Genomic DNA, 20158 nt, shown 5'->3' with positions numbered 1-20158 from the left:
TTTGTGGGCGGTCAAATATTGAAAAGCGATCAAGCGTATGGTTTAAAAGATATTCCCCAGTTTGATTCCAAAGTAGATGGTGCGGGGCGACAGCGGCCCGTAAATGTATCCGGGGTCACGATCAATTCCAAAGTCGAAATCGTTTTGGTAAGCATCAAACAGATTTTTGGCACCAGCGTACAGCTGCACCGAAAAGTCATCCGAAAGTTTCAGGTTTTGACTCACTTTCAGTCCAAAATCGAAAAACGGGTCCACCTTGTTCAACTGCCCGGCTTCCGGGTTGTCGAGGGTGTTGCCGAAATACGGAACCAGCATCTTGCCAGTGTAGTTTCCGGTAAGCGAAGCCTTAAATGATTCTGTGGGCGAATAGCTCAGGGCCAGGTAACCATAGCTGTTTGGTGTGCGGAAAAAGCGCCGCTCATCAAATTCCTGCGGACTTTCGTACTTGCTTTGCTGAAGAGTAAAGCCCGATTGCAACATCCAACGGATTCCCGGCGAAGCATTGAACTCCAGATTGATGCCCTGCACTTTGGCACCATCTTCGGCATTGGTGCGGGTATAAACCACTCTCCCATTTTCGTCGGCTGCCCCATACTGGTTGGTGAAAGGATTTTCGAGTGCCGTGTAAAAGCCCTCGGCCAGCAACTGGGTTTGCCAGCGTCCGAAAGCTTGCGAAAGATCGATCGAAAAAGTAGCACTGTGCGAATTCTCCTGCTCCAGATCCGGGTCATTTTCATGAATGACTTGGCGTGCGCCGGAAGTTTCAATGTGTAAATCCTCGTCGAAAATCTGCGGCGCACGGTAGCCTTTAGCAAAGCTGGAACGCAGCTGAACGCTCTCCGACAAGTTGTACAATACGCTGGCCCGTGGGCTGAACACATTGCCTGAAATATCGCCATTTGAATCGGCCTGATCAGTAATGGCGTAGTGCTCGGCCCGGAAGCCTAACGACAAACGCCACTTGTTGGTCACCCACTCGTTCTGCGCAAAAAACCCAAACGTTTTCACCGATTGATCCGTGATGGTCGTGGTACCAACATGCTCCATTGTTTCTAAATCGAAGTAGCCCAGCTTCTGGTCCGTCAGGTCGTCGCTGGACATCTCCACCCCCATCACCAGTTCAGATGGTGAAAACAAGAACTGATCGATATCGCGATGATACTGTGATCCCACCGAATAGGCCAGGTCTTTGGTGTGCCCATAGGCCGACAAATCCTTCTCCGCACCATAGTACGATCCACGGTCGACATGCTGCATGGCCGCAAAAAAACTGAGTTTGTCGTGGTCGCGCATAAACTGGTCGAAGGTCAGGTTCACCGAGTTAATCTCGTGATCCACCGCTTCGGATATATCTGCTTCGTGATTGGGAACATCAAAATCATTGCCGCCCCGGCGCGATTCGTTGATAAAAAAGTAATCGAGATTCAATTTTGAACGAAGCCCCATGCGCTTAAAAAAACTGGCCCCAAAAGTACCGTTCTCAATGGTCGACATCTCTGAGAAGCCATCGTCATTGGCATCGTACGGATCGCGCTGCCGCTTAAAACCATAAAAGCTCATGCCCGAGCGGTAATCTTCGCTCACAATGGAGCCATTCATGCTCAAATTGAAATCGGTATCACCATTATTGCCAATGACTGAAATGGAACTGTTGATGCTGTATATATCCTGAACCGGCTCCTTGGTAATCAAGTTAATGGTGCCGGCAATGGCGTTGCTGCCAAACAAGGCCGAACCGCCACCACGAACGACTTCAACGCGGTCGATCATGTTGGCCGGAATCAGCTCCAGCCCGTACACGCCGGCCAGCCCGCTAAACACCGGCCGGCTGTTGATCAAAATTTGCGAGTAAGGGCCCTCCAGTCCGTTCATGCGTACCTGGGTGAAGCCGCAATTCTGGCAATTGTTTTCCATACGCAGGCCAGGCGTAAAACTCAATCCCTCGCTTAAAGTCACACTCTGTGTACTTTCAAACAATCTTGGGCTGATGGTGCTCACGATAGTGGAAGCTTCGCGCCGCGACTTTTCACTTCGGTCGGCGGTAACCACCACCTGCTCCAGGCCGATATCGTCCGTCTCCAACTCAGCCAGCAAGGTGACAGCTTCGCCAGTCTTGAAACTCAGCTCATACGATCGGGGCTGAAAACCAACAGCCGAAACCACAACCTGCTGGGTGCCTTCAGGAATTCCCACCAGTTTGTAGTGCCCACTGGCATCGGCTGCCGTCCCCACGGTGGTTCCTTTCACCATGACGGTGGCAAACGGAATGTGCTCATCTCCGGAGCGCACATCGCCAAACAACATGGTATCCTCTAACTTTTCATTTGGAATATCTTTGGCCTGAGCCAAAAAACAGGTCAGCGACATAAGCGCCATAAAAAATAACTTCTTCATAATGAGTTGATGCGGTTTTTTACGTTTTTCCATTCCGAATGAAATTGAAAAACGATCAAGTGATTTTTCGGGTTGAATTCTTTAAGGGCAAAATTATCTTCATCAAACCGATCCGGCAATCCCAATTAGTTGGTATATCGGAAGGCCAAAAATCAACTTATTGACATAAAACAAGACAATTCCCCTGAAAAGTTAGGAGTTGGGAGGACCACGAAGAAAATTCGGATTGGTATGTTGAAATGAATAATGAAGTACCGCTGGCTGCACCAGTATTTCGGCTATTGACAGGTCTGCAATAAGCGGATGCACGGGCTCCGCCGTATCAAAATAATCCAGAAAAAACGCCTGATAGTAGCAAGTTTCTGCATCGGAGTGCGAATGGTGCTCCTGGCTGTCTTCCTCTCGATCAAAGGGATGTGCGTGCTTGACAACCATTCCGTTTGAAAGTACGTGCAGGTGCATGTTACTCATGGAGTTGCCCAGCAAAACCAAGTAAACTGGCAACAGCAAAAGAATAAATAGTTTTATATATTTGCGCAAGTGCATCATTCCAGGCACAAATATAAACACAGTTTTTTATTTGGAATCATTCTTAATTGGAAGAACTAAAAATTTAACATACCCTTGGCAAAAAAAAAGGTCGATATTATCTTACACAGTTATGGTCAATATACAAAATGGGACCGTGAGAGCCGTGAACTTCCAAAGATTTTGGAGATCGCCCATACGATTCAGGCTGAAATTGGGACTGAATTTGGCTACCTGCTGAAAATACGGAAAGGCAAGGGAAAAAAGCTGGAGTTTCGGATCATTCATCCGCCTTTTAAAGATGAGCAGGGGAATATCGCACCGGATTTTACCGGCGAATACTATGTCAACAGCAACGACTACAGTTTCTTTTTGGGCGACTGCGTTTGGGAACCCCTTGAGGACAAATTGGGGCCATGGCGATTAATCACCTACCTCGAAGGGCAGGTGATTGCGGATAAAACGCTTGAGCTTGTTCGTAAAATCGACTAAGCTTGTTTCTCAATTAGCTGGGCCAGTTCGGCGTAAGCATGGTCGCAAACAGCCAGCAAATCTTCGCCAATTTTTCTGTAGTGTTGCTTAATCAGCTTGGGGTTGTCTTTTCCATCCGGATGATTGATGCGCTTACGCAAATCCGAATGTTTGGCCATCAGATCCTCAACAATTTTGTAAGCCCCTTCCTTGTCCGCATTTTCAAAATAATTGGTGTACTGAAAACAGTCAACCAACACCATCGATACCAAGTAATCAACGTCTTTTTTAAGATCCCGAATGCTTGCCATAATTAGTTTATTTCAGAAGTTAATGGATATTTGATATTCTCTAAATTTGTTAAAATTGCGTTGACTGAGCCCACCAGGATTTTCGTTTCCACTTTCACCGGAATCCGGTTTCGGTCGGCGGTGAACCATACGTGCATGTATTCACCATCGGGGAAAAAATCGCCACCCAGCAAAGTAATCAGCACGTGGTGGCATCGAAACTTTCGCCCATTGCGGGTCTTCACGTCTTCCTGCCCCAGGTAACGAAAGTACAAATCTTCTGTCTTGTTATCAACGAGCATGCTAAAATTAACTTTCTCACCCTTTTTTAGCCGGTCAAACTCATACGCCCGGAATTCGTACACCGTGCTCAGCATGTCGCGGGTGGCAGGTTTCCACGCCAGCGTATCCCGAAAGGGAGGCCCTTTTTCACGCTTCACGTGCGAATAAACCTTGCGCTGTGCAGCATCAAATGTGTATTCGTGCAAGGTGGAACTTTTCGCATGGTTCACACTTCGGAAAAAGTAATCGGGCTGAAAATTATCATCGAGCACACGGCTGTAAAAGGTATCGCGCACGGTATAGAAAAGATCGTAGGCCTTAAAGCTTTTCCCGATCGAGGTAAGACTCCATTTTCGAACTTTATTTTGGTTGACGGTGTCGGCTACAAAGACAACTTCGCCAGCATTGACCCACAAAAAATGCCAGTTGTAGTAGGCTCCGTAGGTCAGTTTTTCGCCCGGCAAAAACACGCGGTTCTGCTTTTGAGCCACCGTTTGCCATGGAAACAATAAGCCTGACAAAAGGAAAAGCAGGCTAAAAACCACGCGAACCAGTCCGTTGCGATTGGGTATTGCGGCTTTTATTTTTGGCATCCTCTTTTTGCTTGTCTTCATCAATTAATTCCTTCTCATACTGAATTAGCGGCAGCGCCCAAGCCTCGCGCACTTCAAAGTTGGAGCGAAGTTTCAGGATCTTTGGAAAATACATGACCTGTTCCGGCTGAATTCCTTCATCCAGATCTCCGGTATCCCACACGCCATTGTTGTTTCGATCCAAAATCAGGCGGATCTTGTATTTATCAGGTTTTAGGTACGGAAATTCGATTTCGCTGTCCTCGGCTATTCGGATTTGCTGCAGCACTTTTTCGTTGTCTGTATTTTCCAAAAGCTGAATAATACCATCACCTGCCAAGCCACTAATGTTTAAAATGATTTTTGCATAAAAACTTTCTTCCTGAATCCCGATGCGCTGATTAAGCATGTTGTTCGGATGCCCGGAGTAATTGTAGGCGGCCGCCGAATCAACCTGAAGCCGGTATTCCTCTTCAAACTCCCAGGGATAGCGGATATAGAACTTTCGTGCCGACAGGGAATCCTGCCACATTTCAAAGGTCCGTGCTTCCTCCAGCGTGTCCACTTTCTGGTACAAACTGATCATGGACCAGTCGAAAGACGAAAGTGGCTCCGGAGCCTCCAGTGCAATATCGCGGTAAACATCAAAACCATTGCTTTTCGCATTGTGTTTGAAAGCGATATGCGGAATGGGTTCGGGCTGGTCTTCTGCTTCTTTTTTAGCTCGGCGCCTGCCAGTCACTTCGGGTTTGGTATAGACCAGTTCCAGCGTATCACTGGTCATCACGAGGTTTTGAAGGCTGTCGGCCACCTGGTAACTCAGCTTCAATTTGAGTGTGTCTGAATTCATCAGCACCGTGTCGGTCAACCAAAGCATCAGCGAATCATGTGTGGTGTTATATTCAAGGTAGTTCCAGTCGTCGGCCATTGGCGTAGGTTGAAGCAACTCGAGCCGCAGCGAGTCGCTTACAGATTCGGGAAAATGGAATCGAACCAGGTTGGCTCGTTCGCGCTTGTATTCGTCCAGGTACTGGTCAAAATATTCTTCTTCAAAAAGCATCAAAAAGAAAGGCGTTTCCAGAGCATTCTGTCGCTTATCCTTGATGCTGAGCGTATCTTCGGAATTAAGCTCCGACTCGTAATCCGGCAAGGCCAAATCCTGCGGAACAACCAACGAATCGAAAAAAGCGATTTGCTCCAATTCCTGATTATAGGTCAAGGTGTTATCGGCATCGAGCAAAGCATACAAGCGGTAGTTACCCTGTGCAATGTTGCTGATCACATAAAAGCCTTCTTTGTCGGTTTTGGCAATATAATCCGGAATACTATCCTTAAAAGCCCCAACGTCCGTCATGGCGTGCAGCATAACCACGGCTCCTTCAATAGGTTCCAGGTTTTTGGCGTCCTTCACATAACCGCCAATCATGAGACTGTCAAAATCAGGCCCGGTGCTAAACGAAAATCGAAAATCCTCCAGCGGATTCTTTTCATTGTTATCGGCAATGGCATCCTTAAAGTCAAGCGAGTAGGTCTGGTTCTCCTTCAGCTCATCGCCCAAATCAATCATCAGGGTCTTTGACTTTGTTCGGATCATGGGTCTTTTCGCCAAGGGAGGAGAAACCACCAGCGCTTCCCTAAGCTGATCGCTGATCACAAATTCGTCGAAAGTGAGGCTCACTTCCGTTCCTTTGTAATTTCGCCCGTTAAATTCAGGAACTGTCCGCACCACGACTGGTGGAATGGAATCTTTGGCTCCACCTGTTGGCATTCCGGGGTTGGCGCACGAAGTGGTGAACACCAGGTACCCGAGGTAGGCAAAAAAAAGTATGGGAAAGATTTTTCTCATGTTATCAACGTCCGTACAAACATACACATTTCACTTCGATTGGCAGGCTCTGCAACTATTTTGTCAGAAGAAAGCCAGGTGCGGCTACCACTACTCCACCGTAACTGATTTGGCCAGGTTCCGGGGCTGATCCACGTCGCAACCACGCATCACCGCAATGTAATAGGCAAACAGCTGAAGCGGAACTACCGTTAACAAAGCTGCCACAGCCGGGTGCGACTCCGGCACTTCAAACAGGTCATCAGCCATTTTGCGCAAGCCGTTGTCGCCTTCGGTAACTACCGCAATGATATTTCCCTTGCGGGCTTTCACTTCCTGAATGTTGCTGACTACTTTCTCGTAGTAGCTGTCTTTGGCGGAAACAACCACCACCGGAAGATTGTCGTCGACCAAGGCAATAGGGCCGTGCTTCATTTCGCCGGCGGCATAACCTTCGGCATGAATGTAGGAGATTTCCTTCAATTTTAGCGCGCCTTCCAAAGCCACAGGAAACAAATATCCGCGTCCGAGATACAGCGCATTGACAGCATCTTTGTACTTTTCGGCCACCGTTTTTATGTAAGGATGCCCCACCAAAATCGTCTCCAGCTTTTCGGGAATGGCCAGCATTTCACCAATCAGCATTTCGTAAAACTCCTGGTCAATCTCGCTCCGCTCTTTGGCCAGTTTAAAAGCCAACAAGCTTAAAACCGTAACCTGGGCCGTGAAAGCCTTGGTTGATGCCACGCCAATTTCCGTTCCGGCATGCGTATAAACGCCGGCATCGGTTTCGCGGGCGATACTCGAACCAACAACATTGCATATTCCCAAAATCAGGGCTCCTTTTGATTTGGCCATCTTCAGGGCAGCCAGTGTGTCGGCAGTTTCCCCACTTTGGCTAATGGCAATCACCACATCGCCTTCGTGGATAATGGGTTTGCGGTATCGAAATTCGGAAGCGTATTCCACTTCGACGGGTACACGAGCATATTCTTCAATGAGGTATTCGGCCACCAAAGCGGCGTGCCACGAGGTTCCGCATCCAATAATAATGATCCGGTTGGCAGCCGTTATTTTCGGAAAAACATCGATCAAGCCACCCAACACAATGTCGTTTTGGTTGGGCCTGATTCGACCACGATACGTGTCGGAAATGGTTTTGGGCTGCTCAAAAATTTCTTTTAACATGAAGTGGTCAAAATCACCCTTGTCCAAATCTCCAATGCTCAAATCTACTTTGGTGATCTTAAAATTGGCAGGAATGTTTTGTAGCGTCTTCAAGGTCAGACTATTTTTCTCAACAATGGCCACATCGCCATCATTCAAATAAATCACACTGTCGGTGTACTCCACAATCGGGCTGGCATCCGAAGCCAGAAAATATTCGCCTTGCCCAATGCCAATAACCAAAGGGCTGCCCATGCGAGCGGCAATCATCCGGTCGCGTTCGGCCTTGCAAATCACCACAATTCCATAGGCTCCAACCACCTTCGACAGTGCTAATCGAACAGCCGTTTCGGCATCTTCAACTTCTTCCATCAGGTAGAAGTACTCCACCAAATTGGCCAGCACTTCGGTATCGGTGTCCGATCGGAACTCAAAACCTTTGGCTGTCAGATCCTTTTTCAATCGGGCATAATTCTCGATGATGCCGTTGTGAACCAGCACAAAATTTCCATGCATAGACTGATGTGGGTGTGCGTTCACATCATTTGGCTCGCCATGTGTAGCCCAACGGGTATGGCCTATGCCCAGGTGCCCTTGTATGTTCTTGTCGGCAACAAAAGCTTCCAACTCACTCACTTTCCCTTTTCGTTTATACACGTTCAGTGAGCTGTTATAAATAGCAATACCGGCGGAATCATATCCCCGGTATTCTAATCGTTGCAATCCTTTGAGCAGGATTGGATATACATTTTTATCGCCGATATAGCCTACTATTCCGCACATAATGTGATGCTAATTTTGAAGTTTGAACAGGTTGCTTCTTTAATTCAACTTGGTATAAGTCACTTCCAGACGAATTCCTGCATGGCTTGATGCCCCTTTCAATACCACCCGACGCGCTCTTTCATTCCGGAAAGAAGGAGCCAGGTAGAACCCGTAATTCTCCACTTCGCCATCAATCAGATTCTGCAAATGGTGGGTAATATTGAAAGTGTAAGTTGCATTGGTTGCATTGTAACGTCCACCATACAGGCTGGATGAAAGGGAGAAATCCGCTGGCAAATATTCTTTTTCTTTTTCTTCAATGATATCAATGCCAGTAAGTATCAATCCGGCTGGGATCCGGTATTGGCGGTAATCCGATGCCACCGTGTCAACCTGAAATACCAATGCGGCTTTGTTAATGATAATCCTGTCATCACCTAAAACAGAATCTCTCCAGTTATCCAAAGTTGGAATATCGATCTTTGCCCGCAGTCCTCCCATGGTTTGAAGGTAAATCAAACTGTCGGGCGATTCCGGTTGCTCTACCAACTGATCAGCAAACACCGTGGTTGAATAATCGTGCCGGAAGCTGCTAACCCGGGCCGAGTTGGCATTGATCCGATAGACAAAACGGAGCGAATCGGTGACCAAAGTATCGGTGACCTTGGTATAGTGCATGGTCAGGTTTGAACCTGTTGCCAGGGTGTACAGACTCAGCATGGCACCACCACTGCTCACATCTTGCGACTCAACATACAACCCTTTGAAGAAATTCACAAAAGCATCGTTGTTAATCATATCCAGCGAGTCAGCCTGGTACAGCTTTTCAGCCACGCTATCATCCAGCTTAATGGCCAGTTCCTGAATCAGCGTGTCGGTTTCTGTTGAATCCAGGCGGAAAACCGGATAATAATCCAATTCACCAATTGGCGTTGCACTAGCCAAAGCTTTCAAATCGACATCCTGGTAGTACGGATAGTCGCCTGTGCCACTGGCATCGGTTGTATCCAGAAAGACATCTTCGACCAGTTCGTAGACTTTCAGCGATTGCATGGTGGTTGTATCACCATAAACTTCTTTGTATAACAAGTATAAAACCAAGGAGTCCACCTGAATGGTCTCATCGAAATTCGGATAGCTGGCCAAACGCACATGAACGGCCAAATCGGCAGTCGTCTTTCCAAAAACCGGATCATTGAATGTTCCAAACAAATTGAAATTTGGCTCATCGGTACGAAGCCGGAGATCATGTTGGGTGAAAGCCCCAATCGACTCTTTTTCAATCGACTGTCCTACGGTATTTAAATCCGATCCGGGTAGCAACTCCATTCCGGTACTATTCGGATCTTCCTTGCAGTTCCACAATACAAAAGCCAACACGGTAAAAACTATCGCTAGTTTTCCTGATTTTTCTAGTTTTCTTCTCACGTAAATATTGTTTTTAATTCTGTTTGCAAGCTTACATCACCTGGTCATAAAGGTCATTGTAAGCATCAATGTAAGTGTCTTCTGACTGATAATCTAAAAATAGTTTTTCTTTGGCCTGAATAAATGCCGCCAAATCCGGGTTAATCTGCTCACTACCTTGAATAACAGCATCGGCATATTCAATCCCAATTTTACTCATGTTTTGATAGGTCGGCTCATCCAGCAGTCTTAAATCATCGTCAGTAACTCCTTCCAACATCGCATTACGTTTGGTATTTGGACTTAACGAATTTTTGAAGTTTTCATTGTATACCGAATAGACCACTTTTGAATTAGAAAACAAGGGGTCATCTCGATAGGCCCTTTTTATGTAGAGTGGTACAAGAGAAGCTAACCAACCATGACAATGGATCAAATCGGGAGCCCAACGGAGTTTAATCACCGTTTCCAACACTCCCCGTGCAAAAAACACGGCACGTTCATCATTATCTTCAAATTCCTTTCCCTTCTTATCTCTCAATATCTCCTTTCGATGAAAATAATCTTCATTATCAATAAAATACACTTGCATACGGGCTGCCTGAATAGAAGCCACTTTGATAATTAAGGGGTGATCGGCATCGTTTATAACCAGGTTCATCCCAGATAAACGAATCACCTCATGGAGCTGATTTCGGCGTTCATTCACATTACCATACCGTGGCATAAATGTCCTGATCTCACGGCCCTTTTCCTGGATGCCTTGGGGTAAAAACCTCGATTTGACCGACATTTCTGATTCTGGAAGGTAAGGTGTAATTTCCTGAGAGATAAATAATACTCTTTTCTTTTCCATTGAAAAATAGCTGAATTTGAATATGCAAAATTAGTAAAAATATCGCGAATATTCAATTTTAGGCTGTTACGGGTGTCTTAAAAAAACTTAAGAAGTCAGACTGTCATTTGTTTTGAATTATTTATTTACTTTGCACCTCTAATTTTGGCCCTGCATGCTGGTAGTAAAGGAAATAACTGAGTTACAAGAACTGATTGAACGGAAGAGAACAGCGGGTAAAACCATTGGTTTTGTTCCCACCATGGGTGCCTTACATCCAGGGCACCTCTCGCTGGTTGAAAGCGCTGGACAACAAACTGATTTTGTAGTGGTTAGCATCTTCGTCAACCCCACCCAGTTCAATGATAAAAATGATTTAATTAATTATCCCAGAACCCTGGATCAGGATCTGGAACTGTTGAATCAGACCGCCTGCCAACTGGTTTTTGCCCCCGAAGTGGACACCATGTACCCCGAACCCGACACGCGCCAGTTCAATTTTGGCAAGCTCGAACAGGTCATGGAAGGTCAGTTTCGTCCGGGACATTTCAACGGCGTGGCGCAAGTCGTTAGCAAATTGCTGGATATGGTTAAACCCGACAAGGCTTTTTTCGGATTAAAGGACTTTCAGCAGCTCGTCATTATCAAAGCGTTGGTAAAACAATTAAATTTGCCAGTCGAAATTGTGGCTTGTCCAACGATGCGCGAACACGACGGACTGGCCATGAGCTCGCGCAACCAACGACTAACCAGCGAACAACGCGAAAACGCAACACACATACGCCAAACGCTGTTGGCCGCGCGGAACAAAGCCGGAGACATGAGCGTAAAAGACCTTAAAAAGTGGGTCATTGACACAATTAATCAAAATATTTTCCTGAAAACAGAGTACTTTGAAATAACTGACGATGAAAACCTTAACCCAATATCCAGTTGGGAAAGCTCACTAAACAAAGTCGGCTGCGTAGCTGTTCATTGTGGTGAGGTCAGGTTAATTGACAACATTGTATTTGAATAAAAAAAGTGACAACATGTTTATTGAAGTTTGTAAATCGAAAATACATAAGGTAAGTGTTACCGAAGCGAACCTGCAATACGTAGGAAGCATCACCATTGACGAGGACTTGATGGATGCTGCCAACTTAATCGAAAATGAAAAAGTTCAGGTGGTGAACATCAACAACGGGGAGCGGCTTGAGACATACGTCATCAAAGGAGAGCGGAACTCGGGCGTGATTTGCCTGAATGGGCCTGCTGCACGAAAAGTGGCCGTGGGCGATGTGGTGATTATTATTTCGTATGCCACCATGGATTTCGAAGAAGCCAAAACCTTCAAGCCCAGCCTGGTATTTCCCGACATCGAAACAAATAAAATCGTTTAAACCGGTTTGAAACCATATTTAAAACCCCGGAGCTTTTTTTAGCCTCGGGGTTTTCTTATTTTTACTGAATAAGCTTCAGTTAAATCATGAACGATATTTCCGCGAAAATCTACCCCTCTTTCGAGGCTTTTTTTGAAAAGCTAAAAACATGGAAAACGAGCAACTATAAGTTGGTTTTCACCAATGGCTGCTTCGACTTGCTGCATCGCGGACATGTCGACTCCCTGACAAAGGCAGCCCGGCTGGGCGACAAACTCATTGTCGGCCTCAACACCGACCCATCCGTCAGTCTATTAAAAGGCGCAAACCGCCCCATCATGGATGAACAGTCGCGGGCACTGTTAATTGCCGCCATGCAGATGGTTGATGCGGTGGTAATGTTCAACGACGAAACGCCCTACAACTTAATCAAAGCTATACAGCCCAATGTCTTGGTAAAGGGCAGCGAATACACCATTGAAGAAATTGCCGGGCACGATTTGGTTCTTGCCCGCGGTGGCAGCGTTGAAACCATCGAAATGACCAAAGGAATTTCCACTTCAGCCTTAATTGAAAAAATAAAAAACCTCTGACATGGCCAAAATAAAAACCGTTTATACCTGCCAAAACTGCGGCAGCCAGTCGCCCAAATGGGTAGGCCGATGCACCAACTGTGGCGAGTGGAATACCTATGTTGAAGAAGCAGTGGTCAAAGAAACCAAAAGTCCGTTGAGCTCGCGGACAGCCAGTGGTGCCAAACCTCAAAAGCTGACCGAGGTAAGCGCCGAGCAAATTCAGCGGATCGACTGTCACAATAAAGAGCTGAACCGCGTTTTGGGCGGTGGCCTGGTTCCCGGGTCGCTGGTGCTGGTGGGCGGTGAACCCGGCATCGGAAAATCAACACTGGTGTTGCAGGTGGCCCTTGATTTGAAATCGAAGCGGATTTTGTATGTGTCGGGCGAAGAAAGCATTCAGCAAATAAAAATACGTGCCAACCGCCTGAAGCGTGAAAATGACAACTGCTACTTTCTAAGCGAAACATCGCTCGAAAATATACTCACACATTGCGAACACCTGGAACCGGAAGTGCTGATTATCGACTCCATCCAAACTGTTTCAACGGCTTACATCGAGTCATCACCCGGATCAGTCAGTCAAATCAGAGAATGCACCAACGGTATCCTCAAGTTTTCCAAAGAGCGGCAGATTCCGGCCATCCTAATTGGTCACATTACCAAGGAAGGAAGCCTGGCCGGCCCCAAAGTGCTGGAGCACATGGTGGATACGGTTTTGCAGTTTGAAGGCGAAAACCAATACCTCTACCGGATCCTGCGTTCCATCAAAAATCGTTTTGGCTCCACTTCCGAGCTGGGTATTTTTGAAATGAATAACGAAGGCATGCGCGAGGTGAGCAATCCCTCGGAGTTGCTCATCAACAAAGACCACGAAGGCTTGAGTGGTACCGCCATTTCGGGTGCCATTGAAGGCAACCGCCCGCTGATGATTGAAATTCAGTCGCTGGTGAGTACGGCGGCCTACGGAACCCCGCAACGTTCGTCAACCGGGTTCGATCTTCGCCGGCTGAACATGCTGCTGGCTGTGTTGGAGAAACGCGCTGGCTTCAAGCTGGCTTCCAAAGATGTGTTTCTGAATATTGCCGGCGGGCTGAAGGTTGATGATCCGGCCATAGATTTGGCAGTGATCACCGCCATCCTCTCATCCAACTTCGACCTGGCTGTTGACAACAAACTATGCTTTACGGGCGAAGTGGGTTTGTCGGGCGAAATTCGCGCGGTAAACCGGCTGGAGCAACGCATTGCGGAAGCTGAGAAGTTGGGCATGCAGAAAATCTTTATCCCCAAAGCAGGCAAAGGACTGGACCGTAGCAAATTCAAAATCCAAATAGAACCGGTGGACCGGGTCGAAGATTTTTTTAAAAAGCTGTTTCGAAAATAACATGAAGCAGTTAAATTTGAATCTACTGAACAGTTAAGAATCCCTATAAATCTCAATCAAGCTCATGGATCAGCATTACATCTTACTCGGAGCATTATTTGTCGCTGTCCTTTTCATCATTCTGGGCACCACCAAACTAAAAATGCACCCTTTTTTGGTTTTGCTCCTGGCCACCTATGGCGTCGGTTTTATGGCCGGCATGCCAGCCGTAGAAATTGGGAAAATCATTACCGATGGATTTGGAAGCATCATGGCTTACATCGGCATTGTCATTATTCTCGGAACCATCATCGGCACTATTCTTGAAAAATCGGGAGCTGCCATCAAACTGGCTGAATTGGTTATCCGTCTGATCGGAAAGAAATACCCGGCACTGGCCATGGGAATCATTGGCTACATAGTTTCCATTCCGGTATTTTGCGATTCCGCTTTCGTTATTTTATCCTCCCTAAAAAGGTCGCTTATCCAGAAGACGGGAAAGTCGGCCATTGCCATGAGCATTGCTTTGTCTACCGGACTTTACGCGACGCACACTTTGGTGCCGCCAACCCCGGGCCCGATTGCTGCAGCAGGTAATCTGGGTATTGACAAGCAATTGGGGATGGTGATTCTTTTGGGTTTGCTGGTGTCAGCTGTAGCCATGACTACCGGTTACCTTTGGGCAAACTACGCCGGAAAACATTACAAAAGTGAGGAGGATCGTGAACTGAAGGTGGAAGCAGACGAGCCGTCCCGCCAGCTGCCGTCAGCGTTTTTATCCACGCTTCCAATTTTCCTCCCTATTCTGTTGATTGCGGCACGATCGATTGTGCTCTTGGCAGCCGAAAGCGAAAAAAGCATCGGTTACCAGCTCATCAACTTTTTAGGCGATCCGGTCAATGCACTTTTTTTAGGCTTGTTTGCTTCTTTTTTGTTGCTGCAAGGAAAAGGGAAGGGAAAGTTAACCCATTGGGTGGGCGACGGCATTCAAGCATCGGCTTCGATCCTGATTATTACAGGCGCTGGCGGGGCTTTTGGCGCCATGCTAAAAGCCACGCATATTGGCGATTCACTGGGCGCACTGCTGGCTGATTATCAGCTGGAGATTTTCCTGCCTTTCATCATTGCGGCTGCATTAAAGACCGCTCAAGGGTCATCAACCGTTTCGCTGGTGGCCACTTCAGCACTCATTGCTCCCTTGCTTCCAGGCCTTGGCTTGGACTCGTCGACCGGCAAGGCACTAGCAGTTATGGCTATTGGCGCTGGTGCCATGACCATTTCGCATGCCAATGACAGTTTCTTTTGGGTGGTGACCCAATTCAGTAAGATGTCGGTTTCAACCGGATATAAAACACACACCGTAGCCACCTTTTTCCAAGGCGTGGTGTCTATACTTACGGTTTATTTATTGAGCCTTTGGCTGTAGACTTTTAAGCACCTATGATGAGCGGATTCATCAATAATTCGGACGGTACGATTGGTTGTTAACATACGGGGACTGGTTATAAAATGGCTCTCTCAAACAAACGATAGCCAAGCCCAGTTCAATAGCAGAAAATACCAGCCAAACGAAATTCAAATTTCCTATGTTTGCCATAAATCCCAAGGCCGCAAATACGATGGTGACGAAAACTGCCCATCGCTTTCCCTTAAAAATACCAATGGTTACGGCCACTTTCAATATGAAAAGCGGCAAGCCGATAAACAATAGCAAAAGAATAACCACACCAATTGCAAGCGAAGGAATCATCGCACCCAGGTCAGGAATAGCAAATGATGAAAACAGTCCCCCAATGGCAATCCCAAACAACGCGATAAAGAGAAACAGGATGGAGAACAAAATTTCGACTACGCCAATGATGCCCAATACGGTGCCCTGCCACGGGATCAGAGGTCTTGAAGGCGGATAAAGAAGTTCCATAAATGTTGAATTAAATTTTAGAATGAAGATAAGACATTCTTATTTATTTTACAAAAATCAATTTTATTCACGCGGACACACTTGGCAAATGAGTGGCAGGATTCAATTTTTTCCTTTTACTTTGCCTCGAAAAAAACACCAATGACCAATTTTTCTCACCTTATTTTTGACTTGGACGGCACACTCATCAACTCCAAACCCGGCCTTGTAAAATCGCTTAACCACATGCTGAGGCAAATGGGCATTGATCTGGACGGCGAGCTGATCATCGATCAACTTATCGGACCCCCCATTCAGGATGGACTAAAGAAAGTGCTGGGTTTTAACAACAAGCAGGTTGAACTCGGCATCCGGCTTTTCCGCGAATATTACAGCCAACAAGGACTATATGAAGGAGAATTGTACGCAGGCGTACTTGAGTTGCTCGAAGAATTACAGCAGCAAGGCAAGCAGCTTTTTGTTGCCACTTCGAAAAAAGACCAGTTTATGATCACCGTTTTGCGGCACTTCGAGCTGGACCGCTATCTGATTGACGCACAGGGCGCCGGCGATGGTGGCCGCCACACCAAAGCCGGACTGATTACCGAACTGATGAACCGAAATCAAGTTATCCCTTCTGAAAAAGTAGTGATGATTGGCGATACCAAATACGACATAATTGGCGGACAAGCCAATGAAATCAGCACCATTGCCGTAGGTTACGGGTTCGGAAACAGCGCAGAGCTTCAAGAACTCGAACCAGATTATTTTGTAGATGAAGTGGAAGAGTTGTTTGAATTGCTGGTGTAATCAATCGTTAGTACGTCCCTTCAAACTGACGCAAAAACCGCACGTCGTTTTCAAAGAAATGGCGGATATCTTTGATGCCATATTTTAGCATCGTGATGCGTTCGATTCCCATTCCAAAGGCGAAGCCGGTGTATTTTTTCGAATCGATTCCACATAAATCAAGCACGTTTGGATCGACCATGCCACAACCCAGAATCTCGAGCCAGCCGGTGTATTTACACACATTGCAGCCTTTTCCTCCACAAATCGAACAGCTCACATCCATTTCGGCCGATGGCTCGGTGAACGGAAAATAAGAAGGGCGCAAACGGATTTCGGTATTTTCGCCAAACAACTCACGCGAGAAATACAGCAAGGTTTGTTTCAGATCGGCAAACGATACGTTTTCATCCACATACAGACCTTCAATTTGATGGAAGATGCAGTGGGCACGGGCCGAAATGGCTTCGTTACGAAACACACGTCCGGGAAATATCGCCCGGATTGGCGGCTGTGTTTTTTCCATCACACGCGCCTGCACGCTCGACGTGTGCGTCCGCAACAACACGTCGGGATCTCTCTGAATGAAAAACGTGTCCTGCATATCGCGGGCCGGGTGTTCCGGTGGAAAATTCAGGGCAGAAAATACATGCCAGTCATCTTCTATTTCGGGGCCCTCTGCCACGGTAAAACCAAGGCGGGCAAATATTTCAACAATCTCGTTTCGAACAATGGCCAGCGGATGGCGGGTTCCCAGGCGCATGGGTTCTCCGGGCCGGCTCAAGTCGGTTCCGCCGGCTCCCTGCTCCGCATTCTCAAAACTTTCCTTCAGCTCGTTAATTTTGTCAAGCGCCTTATTTTTCAACACGTTGATCGCTTGTCCAACAGCTTTTTTCTGCTCACCCGGAACATTTTTAAAATCAGCAAACAGTTGGCTCACCAAGCCCTTTTTGCTAATATACTTAATGCGAAGCTCTTCCACTTCTTCTTTGGTTGAAGCGCCCAGAGCTTCAATCTCGTCCTGTAACTGCTTAATTTTGTCTAACATCGTATCTGCTGTTGAAATAGATCGACAAAGATAATGATTCCGAAGGAAAACCTAAGCTTGATGTTGGGAAATGCGGTGAGACTATTCGAGGATGGTAATTTTCTTCACCCGTATATCCTTCAAAGGTCGAAAATCCGAATCGGTTTCCACCTGTACAATCCGGTCGGCCACATCCAGCCCGCTGGTCACTTCGCCAAAAATGGTGTAAGTCCCGTCAATGTGGGGCGCACCACCTCTGATTTTGTATTCCCTGCGCTGCTCTGCCGTAAACTGGTGTCCGGTTTCCTGCTCAATTTCATCCAGCTCGCGGTCGGAATAAACCCGCCCGGTGACGATGTAAAACTGCGAACCGTCGGACCGCCGTTTGCTGTTTCCACGGTCGGGTTTACGCGGCGAGCCAATCATGCCCCGTTTATGAAAAAACTTCGGTACGACATGGGCCGGCAAAGTGTAGCCCGGCCCTTTCCACCCGACGACATCATCGGGCCCGGCATAACGCGTATCGGCAGCACCCGACTGGATTCCAAAGCCTTTAATGACCCGGTGAATCAACAAGCTGTCGTAATAATTTTCGCGCACCAGCCGGATGAAATTATCACGGTATTGCGGCGTTTCATCAAACAGGCGAATATCAATATTCCCCAAATCCGTTTCAATCCGCAAACCACGTATTTTCCTGTTCGCCTCGCTCATCGCCGTTGAAGTTGTTGTTTGCAGGTTCTCCAGTTTCTTCGGATCATCTGCCTTTTTCTCCAGCAAGGCGGTAATATAGGTTGAAGGGATAACCATATTCTGATTCTCGTACGACACGACTTCGGCAAAACCTAAACCAATACACTGGTGATTGGATACGAACACGGGGGTTCCGTAAATTGTCGACCGAAACTGATTATCCACGCGGTAGAGCCTGACTCCTGAAATGGTACTGAAATCAAGCACTTTTCCCGTATGCAGCGGCAAGGTGTTGCTTTGTGGCCTGGTGAGATAAATACTTTTCGCGGTATTGGGAGCAATTCCGGAATACAAGGGAATGGGCTTGCGCCGGATTTCTTCTACTTTTAACAGGGCCAGGTTGTTGATCCGGTCAACAGCCAGATAACCCGAAATTGCATAGGCTTTATCTTCATCGTATGGCGTAATTCTCGCGTTGGTTGCATTGTCGAGCACGGAAAGACGGCAAACAACTTCCTGTTCGCCAACAAAAAAAGCCGTTTCACTTTCAAGAATCCGTCCCCCATCAAAAGTCTCAATTTTAACAATTGAAGGGATGAACGCCGCAAATGACTGGTTACGCTCCTCCGGCACCTGCACTTCTTTCTCTTCTGAAACGGCCTCCTTCTTTTTTTCTGAAGGAGAACAACTGAACAGCACGGAACTGAGCAGAATCGCAACAAATATCGAGGCTGACCGCTTCATTCAATTACATTTACTTCAATTTTAACATCCTGCAATGGGCGGTTGTTTTCGTCCGTTTTCAGGGCAGCAATCCGGTCAATCACCTCGAAACCGGAAATGCATTGGCCAAAAATGGTGTATTTTCCATCCAAGTCAGGGTAGCCGCCAACCGTGGTGTAAGCCTGGCGTTGAGCATCCGAAAATTTCAGCTTGCCGGGGTGAAGTTCATAACGCGACTCAATGTCGCTTTTCACGTTTCGCAACAGGGCATTAAACGCTTCAGCCTCACCGGCCGCTTTTAGTTCCTTTAACTTTTGTTTGATTTCGGGAGTATAGTACTGGCTTGTAATCTCCTGACGGATTGGCCTGTTCACGGCGAGCTCCAGGGTGTCGAGATAGCCCGAAGTGAACACCTGCCCTTTTACGATATAAAACTGCGAAATATCGGATTGCTTAAATGGGTTCACCTCGTCGGGTTGCCGGGGAGCGCACAAAGCGCCTTTTTGATGAAAATAATGACTCCGGATTTCGTCGTCGACCGTGTGGTCGGGATCGCCGTAGCCAATGCGCTTCCCGGGAGGTGCATTGCGCGATGATTTGGAACCACCCTGGATCAGGAAGTTTTCGATGACCCGATAAAACAAAGTGCCATCGTAATAGCCTTCGCCGGCCAGTTTGATCAAGGCATCGCGATGTTTGGGCGTATCGTCGTACAGCTCAAACCGCATCGCCCCAAGGTTGGTTTTCACCTCAACAATACGCTGCGCCACAACCACTCCACTCAAAAACAATCCGAATATTATCAATAGAACAATTCGCTTCATCAATCCAATACTTTCACTTTCATTTTAATATCGTTCACCGGGCGGTTAAACTGATCTGTTTCCACCGCTGCCAACTTGTCCAAAACATCCAGCCCTTCAATTACTTCGCCAAAAATGGTGTACTCATTGTCAAGCGAAGGGTAGCCACCGACTGTTGTGTAAACTTCACGACGCTCGTCCGAAATTTTCAGGGGTGCCATTTGGCTGATCTTTTGGTTGGCCATTTCTCTGATTTCGGCCATCCGAAGATTCAGCTTTTCCTCTTCTCCGGCCTGTTGTAATTGAGCCAACTCGTCTTGTCCCTGGCTAAAAAGCTGTTGCATCACTTCTTTCTGCCTTTGTTGATTTATCTTCATTTCCATGGTATCGA

General features: G+C 47.0%; 20 protein-coding genes. 7 read left to right on the top strand and 13 right to left on the bottom strand.

From position 1 onward, the window contains the following. Positions 1-42: 42 nt before the first annotated feature. Entirely contained in the window at positions 43-2394 is a 2352-nt protein-coding gene (locus NC99_RS17775; protein WP_239684476.1) for a TonB-dependent receptor, read from the bottom strand. Between the two features lie 192 nt (positions 2395-2586). Then, positions 2587-2964, bottom strand: a complete 378-nt coding sequence (locus tag NC99_RS17770; protein ID WP_157625046.1) for a hypothetical protein — start codon at positions 2962-2964, stop codon at positions 2587-2589. Positions 2965-3018: 54 nt separating this feature from the next. On the opposite strand from NC99_RS17770, the gene NC99_RS17765 reads away from it, so the two are divergent. Beyond that, positions 3019-3414 carry a DUF3859 domain-containing protein gene (locus NC99_RS17765; RefSeq protein WP_053186948.1) on the top strand — a complete coding sequence of 132 codons (396 nt, stop codon included), beginning with the start codon at positions 3019-3021 and terminating at the stop codon, positions 3412-3414. On the opposite strand, the gene NC99_RS17760 is transcribed toward NC99_RS17765, so the two are convergent. From NC99_RS17760 to NC99_RS17735, 6 genes are all read right to left on the bottom strand, one after another. Continuing rightward, a complete protein-coding gene (locus tag NC99_RS17760) occupies positions 3411-3704 on the bottom strand; it encodes a hypothetical protein (RefSeq protein WP_053186945.1) in 294 nt (97 codons plus the stop codon). The genes NC99_RS17765 and NC99_RS17760 overlap by 4 nt on opposite strands. 2 nt (positions 3705-3706) lie before the next feature. Further along, entirely contained in the window at positions 3707-4558 is an 852-nt protein-coding gene (locus NC99_RS17755; RefSeq protein ID WP_053186942.1) for a DUF3108 domain-containing protein, read from the bottom strand. Continuing rightward, positions 4500-6383: an Ig-like domain-containing domain gene (locus NC99_RS17750; protein ID WP_053186940.1), complete on the bottom strand. Its 1884-nt coding sequence runs from the start codon at positions 6381-6383 to the stop codon at positions 4500-4502. Before NC99_RS17750 ends, NC99_RS17755 begins: the two co-directional genes overlap by 59 nt. 90 nt (positions 6384-6473) lie before the next feature. Beyond that, positions 6474-8312 carry a glutamine--fructose-6-phosphate transaminase (isomerizing) gene (gene glmS, locus NC99_RS17745; RefSeq protein WP_053186937.1) on the bottom strand — a complete coding sequence of 613 codons (1839 nt, stop codon included), beginning with the start codon at positions 8310-8312 and terminating at the stop codon, positions 6474-6476. Positions 8313-8351: 39 nt separating this feature from the next. Then, positions 8352-9722 carry a DUF4270 domain-containing protein gene (locus NC99_RS17740; RefSeq protein WP_157625042.1) on the bottom strand — a complete coding sequence of 457 codons (1371 nt, stop codon included), beginning with the start codon at positions 9720-9722 and terminating at the stop codon, positions 8352-8354. Between the two features lie 31 nt (positions 9723-9753). Continuing rightward, a complete protein-coding gene (locus tag NC99_RS17735) occupies positions 9754-10557 on the bottom strand; it encodes a glycogen/starch synthase (RefSeq protein ID WP_053186930.1) in 804 nt (267 codons plus the stop codon). A 154-nt stretch (positions 10558-10711) separates the two neighbouring features. Here NC99_RS17735 and panC point away from each other — a divergent pair, with 154 nt between their 5' ends. From panC to NC99_RS17710, 5 genes are all read left to right on the top strand, one after another. Further along, positions 10712-11554, top strand: coding sequence for a pantoate--beta-alanine ligase (gene panC / locus NC99_RS17730; RefSeq protein ID WP_053186927.1), 843 nt, complete (start codon positions 10712-10714; stop codon positions 11552-11554). 13 nt (positions 11555-11567) lie between these two features. After that, positions 11568-11918, top strand: coding sequence for an aspartate 1-decarboxylase (gene panD, locus NC99_RS17725; protein WP_053187038.1), 351 nt, complete (start codon positions 11568-11570; stop codon positions 11916-11918). Positions 11919-12004: 86 nt separating this feature from the next. Beyond that, positions 12005-12490, top strand: coding sequence for a D-glycero-beta-D-manno-heptose 1-phosphate adenylyltransferase (gene rfaE2 / locus NC99_RS17720; RefSeq protein WP_053186924.1), 486 nt, complete (start codon positions 12005-12007; stop codon positions 12488-12490). Position 12491: 1 nt separating this feature from the next. Continuing rightward, entirely contained in the window at positions 12492-13853 is a 1362-nt protein-coding gene (radA, locus tag NC99_RS17715) for a DNA repair protein RadA (protein WP_053186921.1), read from the top strand. Positions 13854-13917: 64 nt separating this feature from the next. After that, positions 13918-15258 carry a GntP family permease gene (locus tag NC99_RS17710; protein ID WP_053186918.1) on the top strand — a complete coding sequence of 447 codons (1341 nt, stop codon included), beginning with the start codon at positions 13918-13920 and terminating at the stop codon, positions 15256-15258. Between the two features lie 30 nt (positions 15259-15288). On the opposite strand, the gene NC99_RS17705 is transcribed toward NC99_RS17710, so the two are convergent. Beyond that, positions 15289-15753: a hypothetical protein gene (locus NC99_RS17705; RefSeq protein WP_053186916.1), complete on the bottom strand. Its 465-nt coding sequence runs from the start codon at positions 15751-15753 to the stop codon at positions 15289-15291. Between the two features lie 141 nt (positions 15754-15894). Between NC99_RS17705 and NC99_RS17700 the strand changes: the two genes are divergently transcribed. After that, complete coding sequence (locus tag NC99_RS17700) at positions 15895-16542, top strand: HAD hydrolase-like protein (RefSeq protein WP_157625040.1); 648 nt, start codon at positions 15895-15897, stop codon at positions 16540-16542. 7 nt (positions 16543-16549) lie between these two features. Here NC99_RS17700 and pheS read toward each other — a convergent pair whose 3' ends face one another. From pheS to NC99_RS17680, 4 genes are all read right to left on the bottom strand, one after another. After that, a complete protein-coding gene (gene pheS, locus NC99_RS17695) occupies positions 16550-17569 on the bottom strand; it encodes a phenylalanine--tRNA ligase subunit alpha (protein ID WP_053186910.1) in 1020 nt (339 codons plus the stop codon). An 81-nt stretch (positions 17570-17650) separates the two neighbouring features. Next, positions 17651-18985, bottom strand: a complete 1335-nt coding sequence (locus NC99_RS17690) for a peptidylprolyl isomerase (RefSeq protein WP_053186907.1) — start codon at positions 18983-18985, stop codon at positions 17651-17653. Next, positions 18982-19788, bottom strand: coding sequence for a peptidylprolyl isomerase (locus NC99_RS17685; RefSeq protein ID WP_053186904.1), 807 nt, complete (start codon positions 19786-19788; stop codon positions 18982-18984). Before NC99_RS17685 ends, NC99_RS17690 begins: the two co-directional genes overlap by 4 nt. Beyond that, a partial coding sequence (locus NC99_RS17680; protein WP_204375045.1) for a peptidylprolyl isomerase occupies positions 19788-20158 on the bottom strand: 371 nt, incomplete at its 5' end. The genes NC99_RS17685 and NC99_RS17680, both read right to left, overlap by 1 nt.

Origin of the sequence: Sunxiuqinia dokdonensis (genome assembly GCF_001270965.1) — a bacterium.
GTDB classification, from domain to species: domain Bacteria; phylum Bacteroidota; class Bacteroidia; order Bacteroidales; family Prolixibacteraceae; genus Sunxiuqinia; species Sunxiuqinia dokdonensis.
This window is presented reverse-complemented; position numbering and strand designations above follow the sequence as displayed.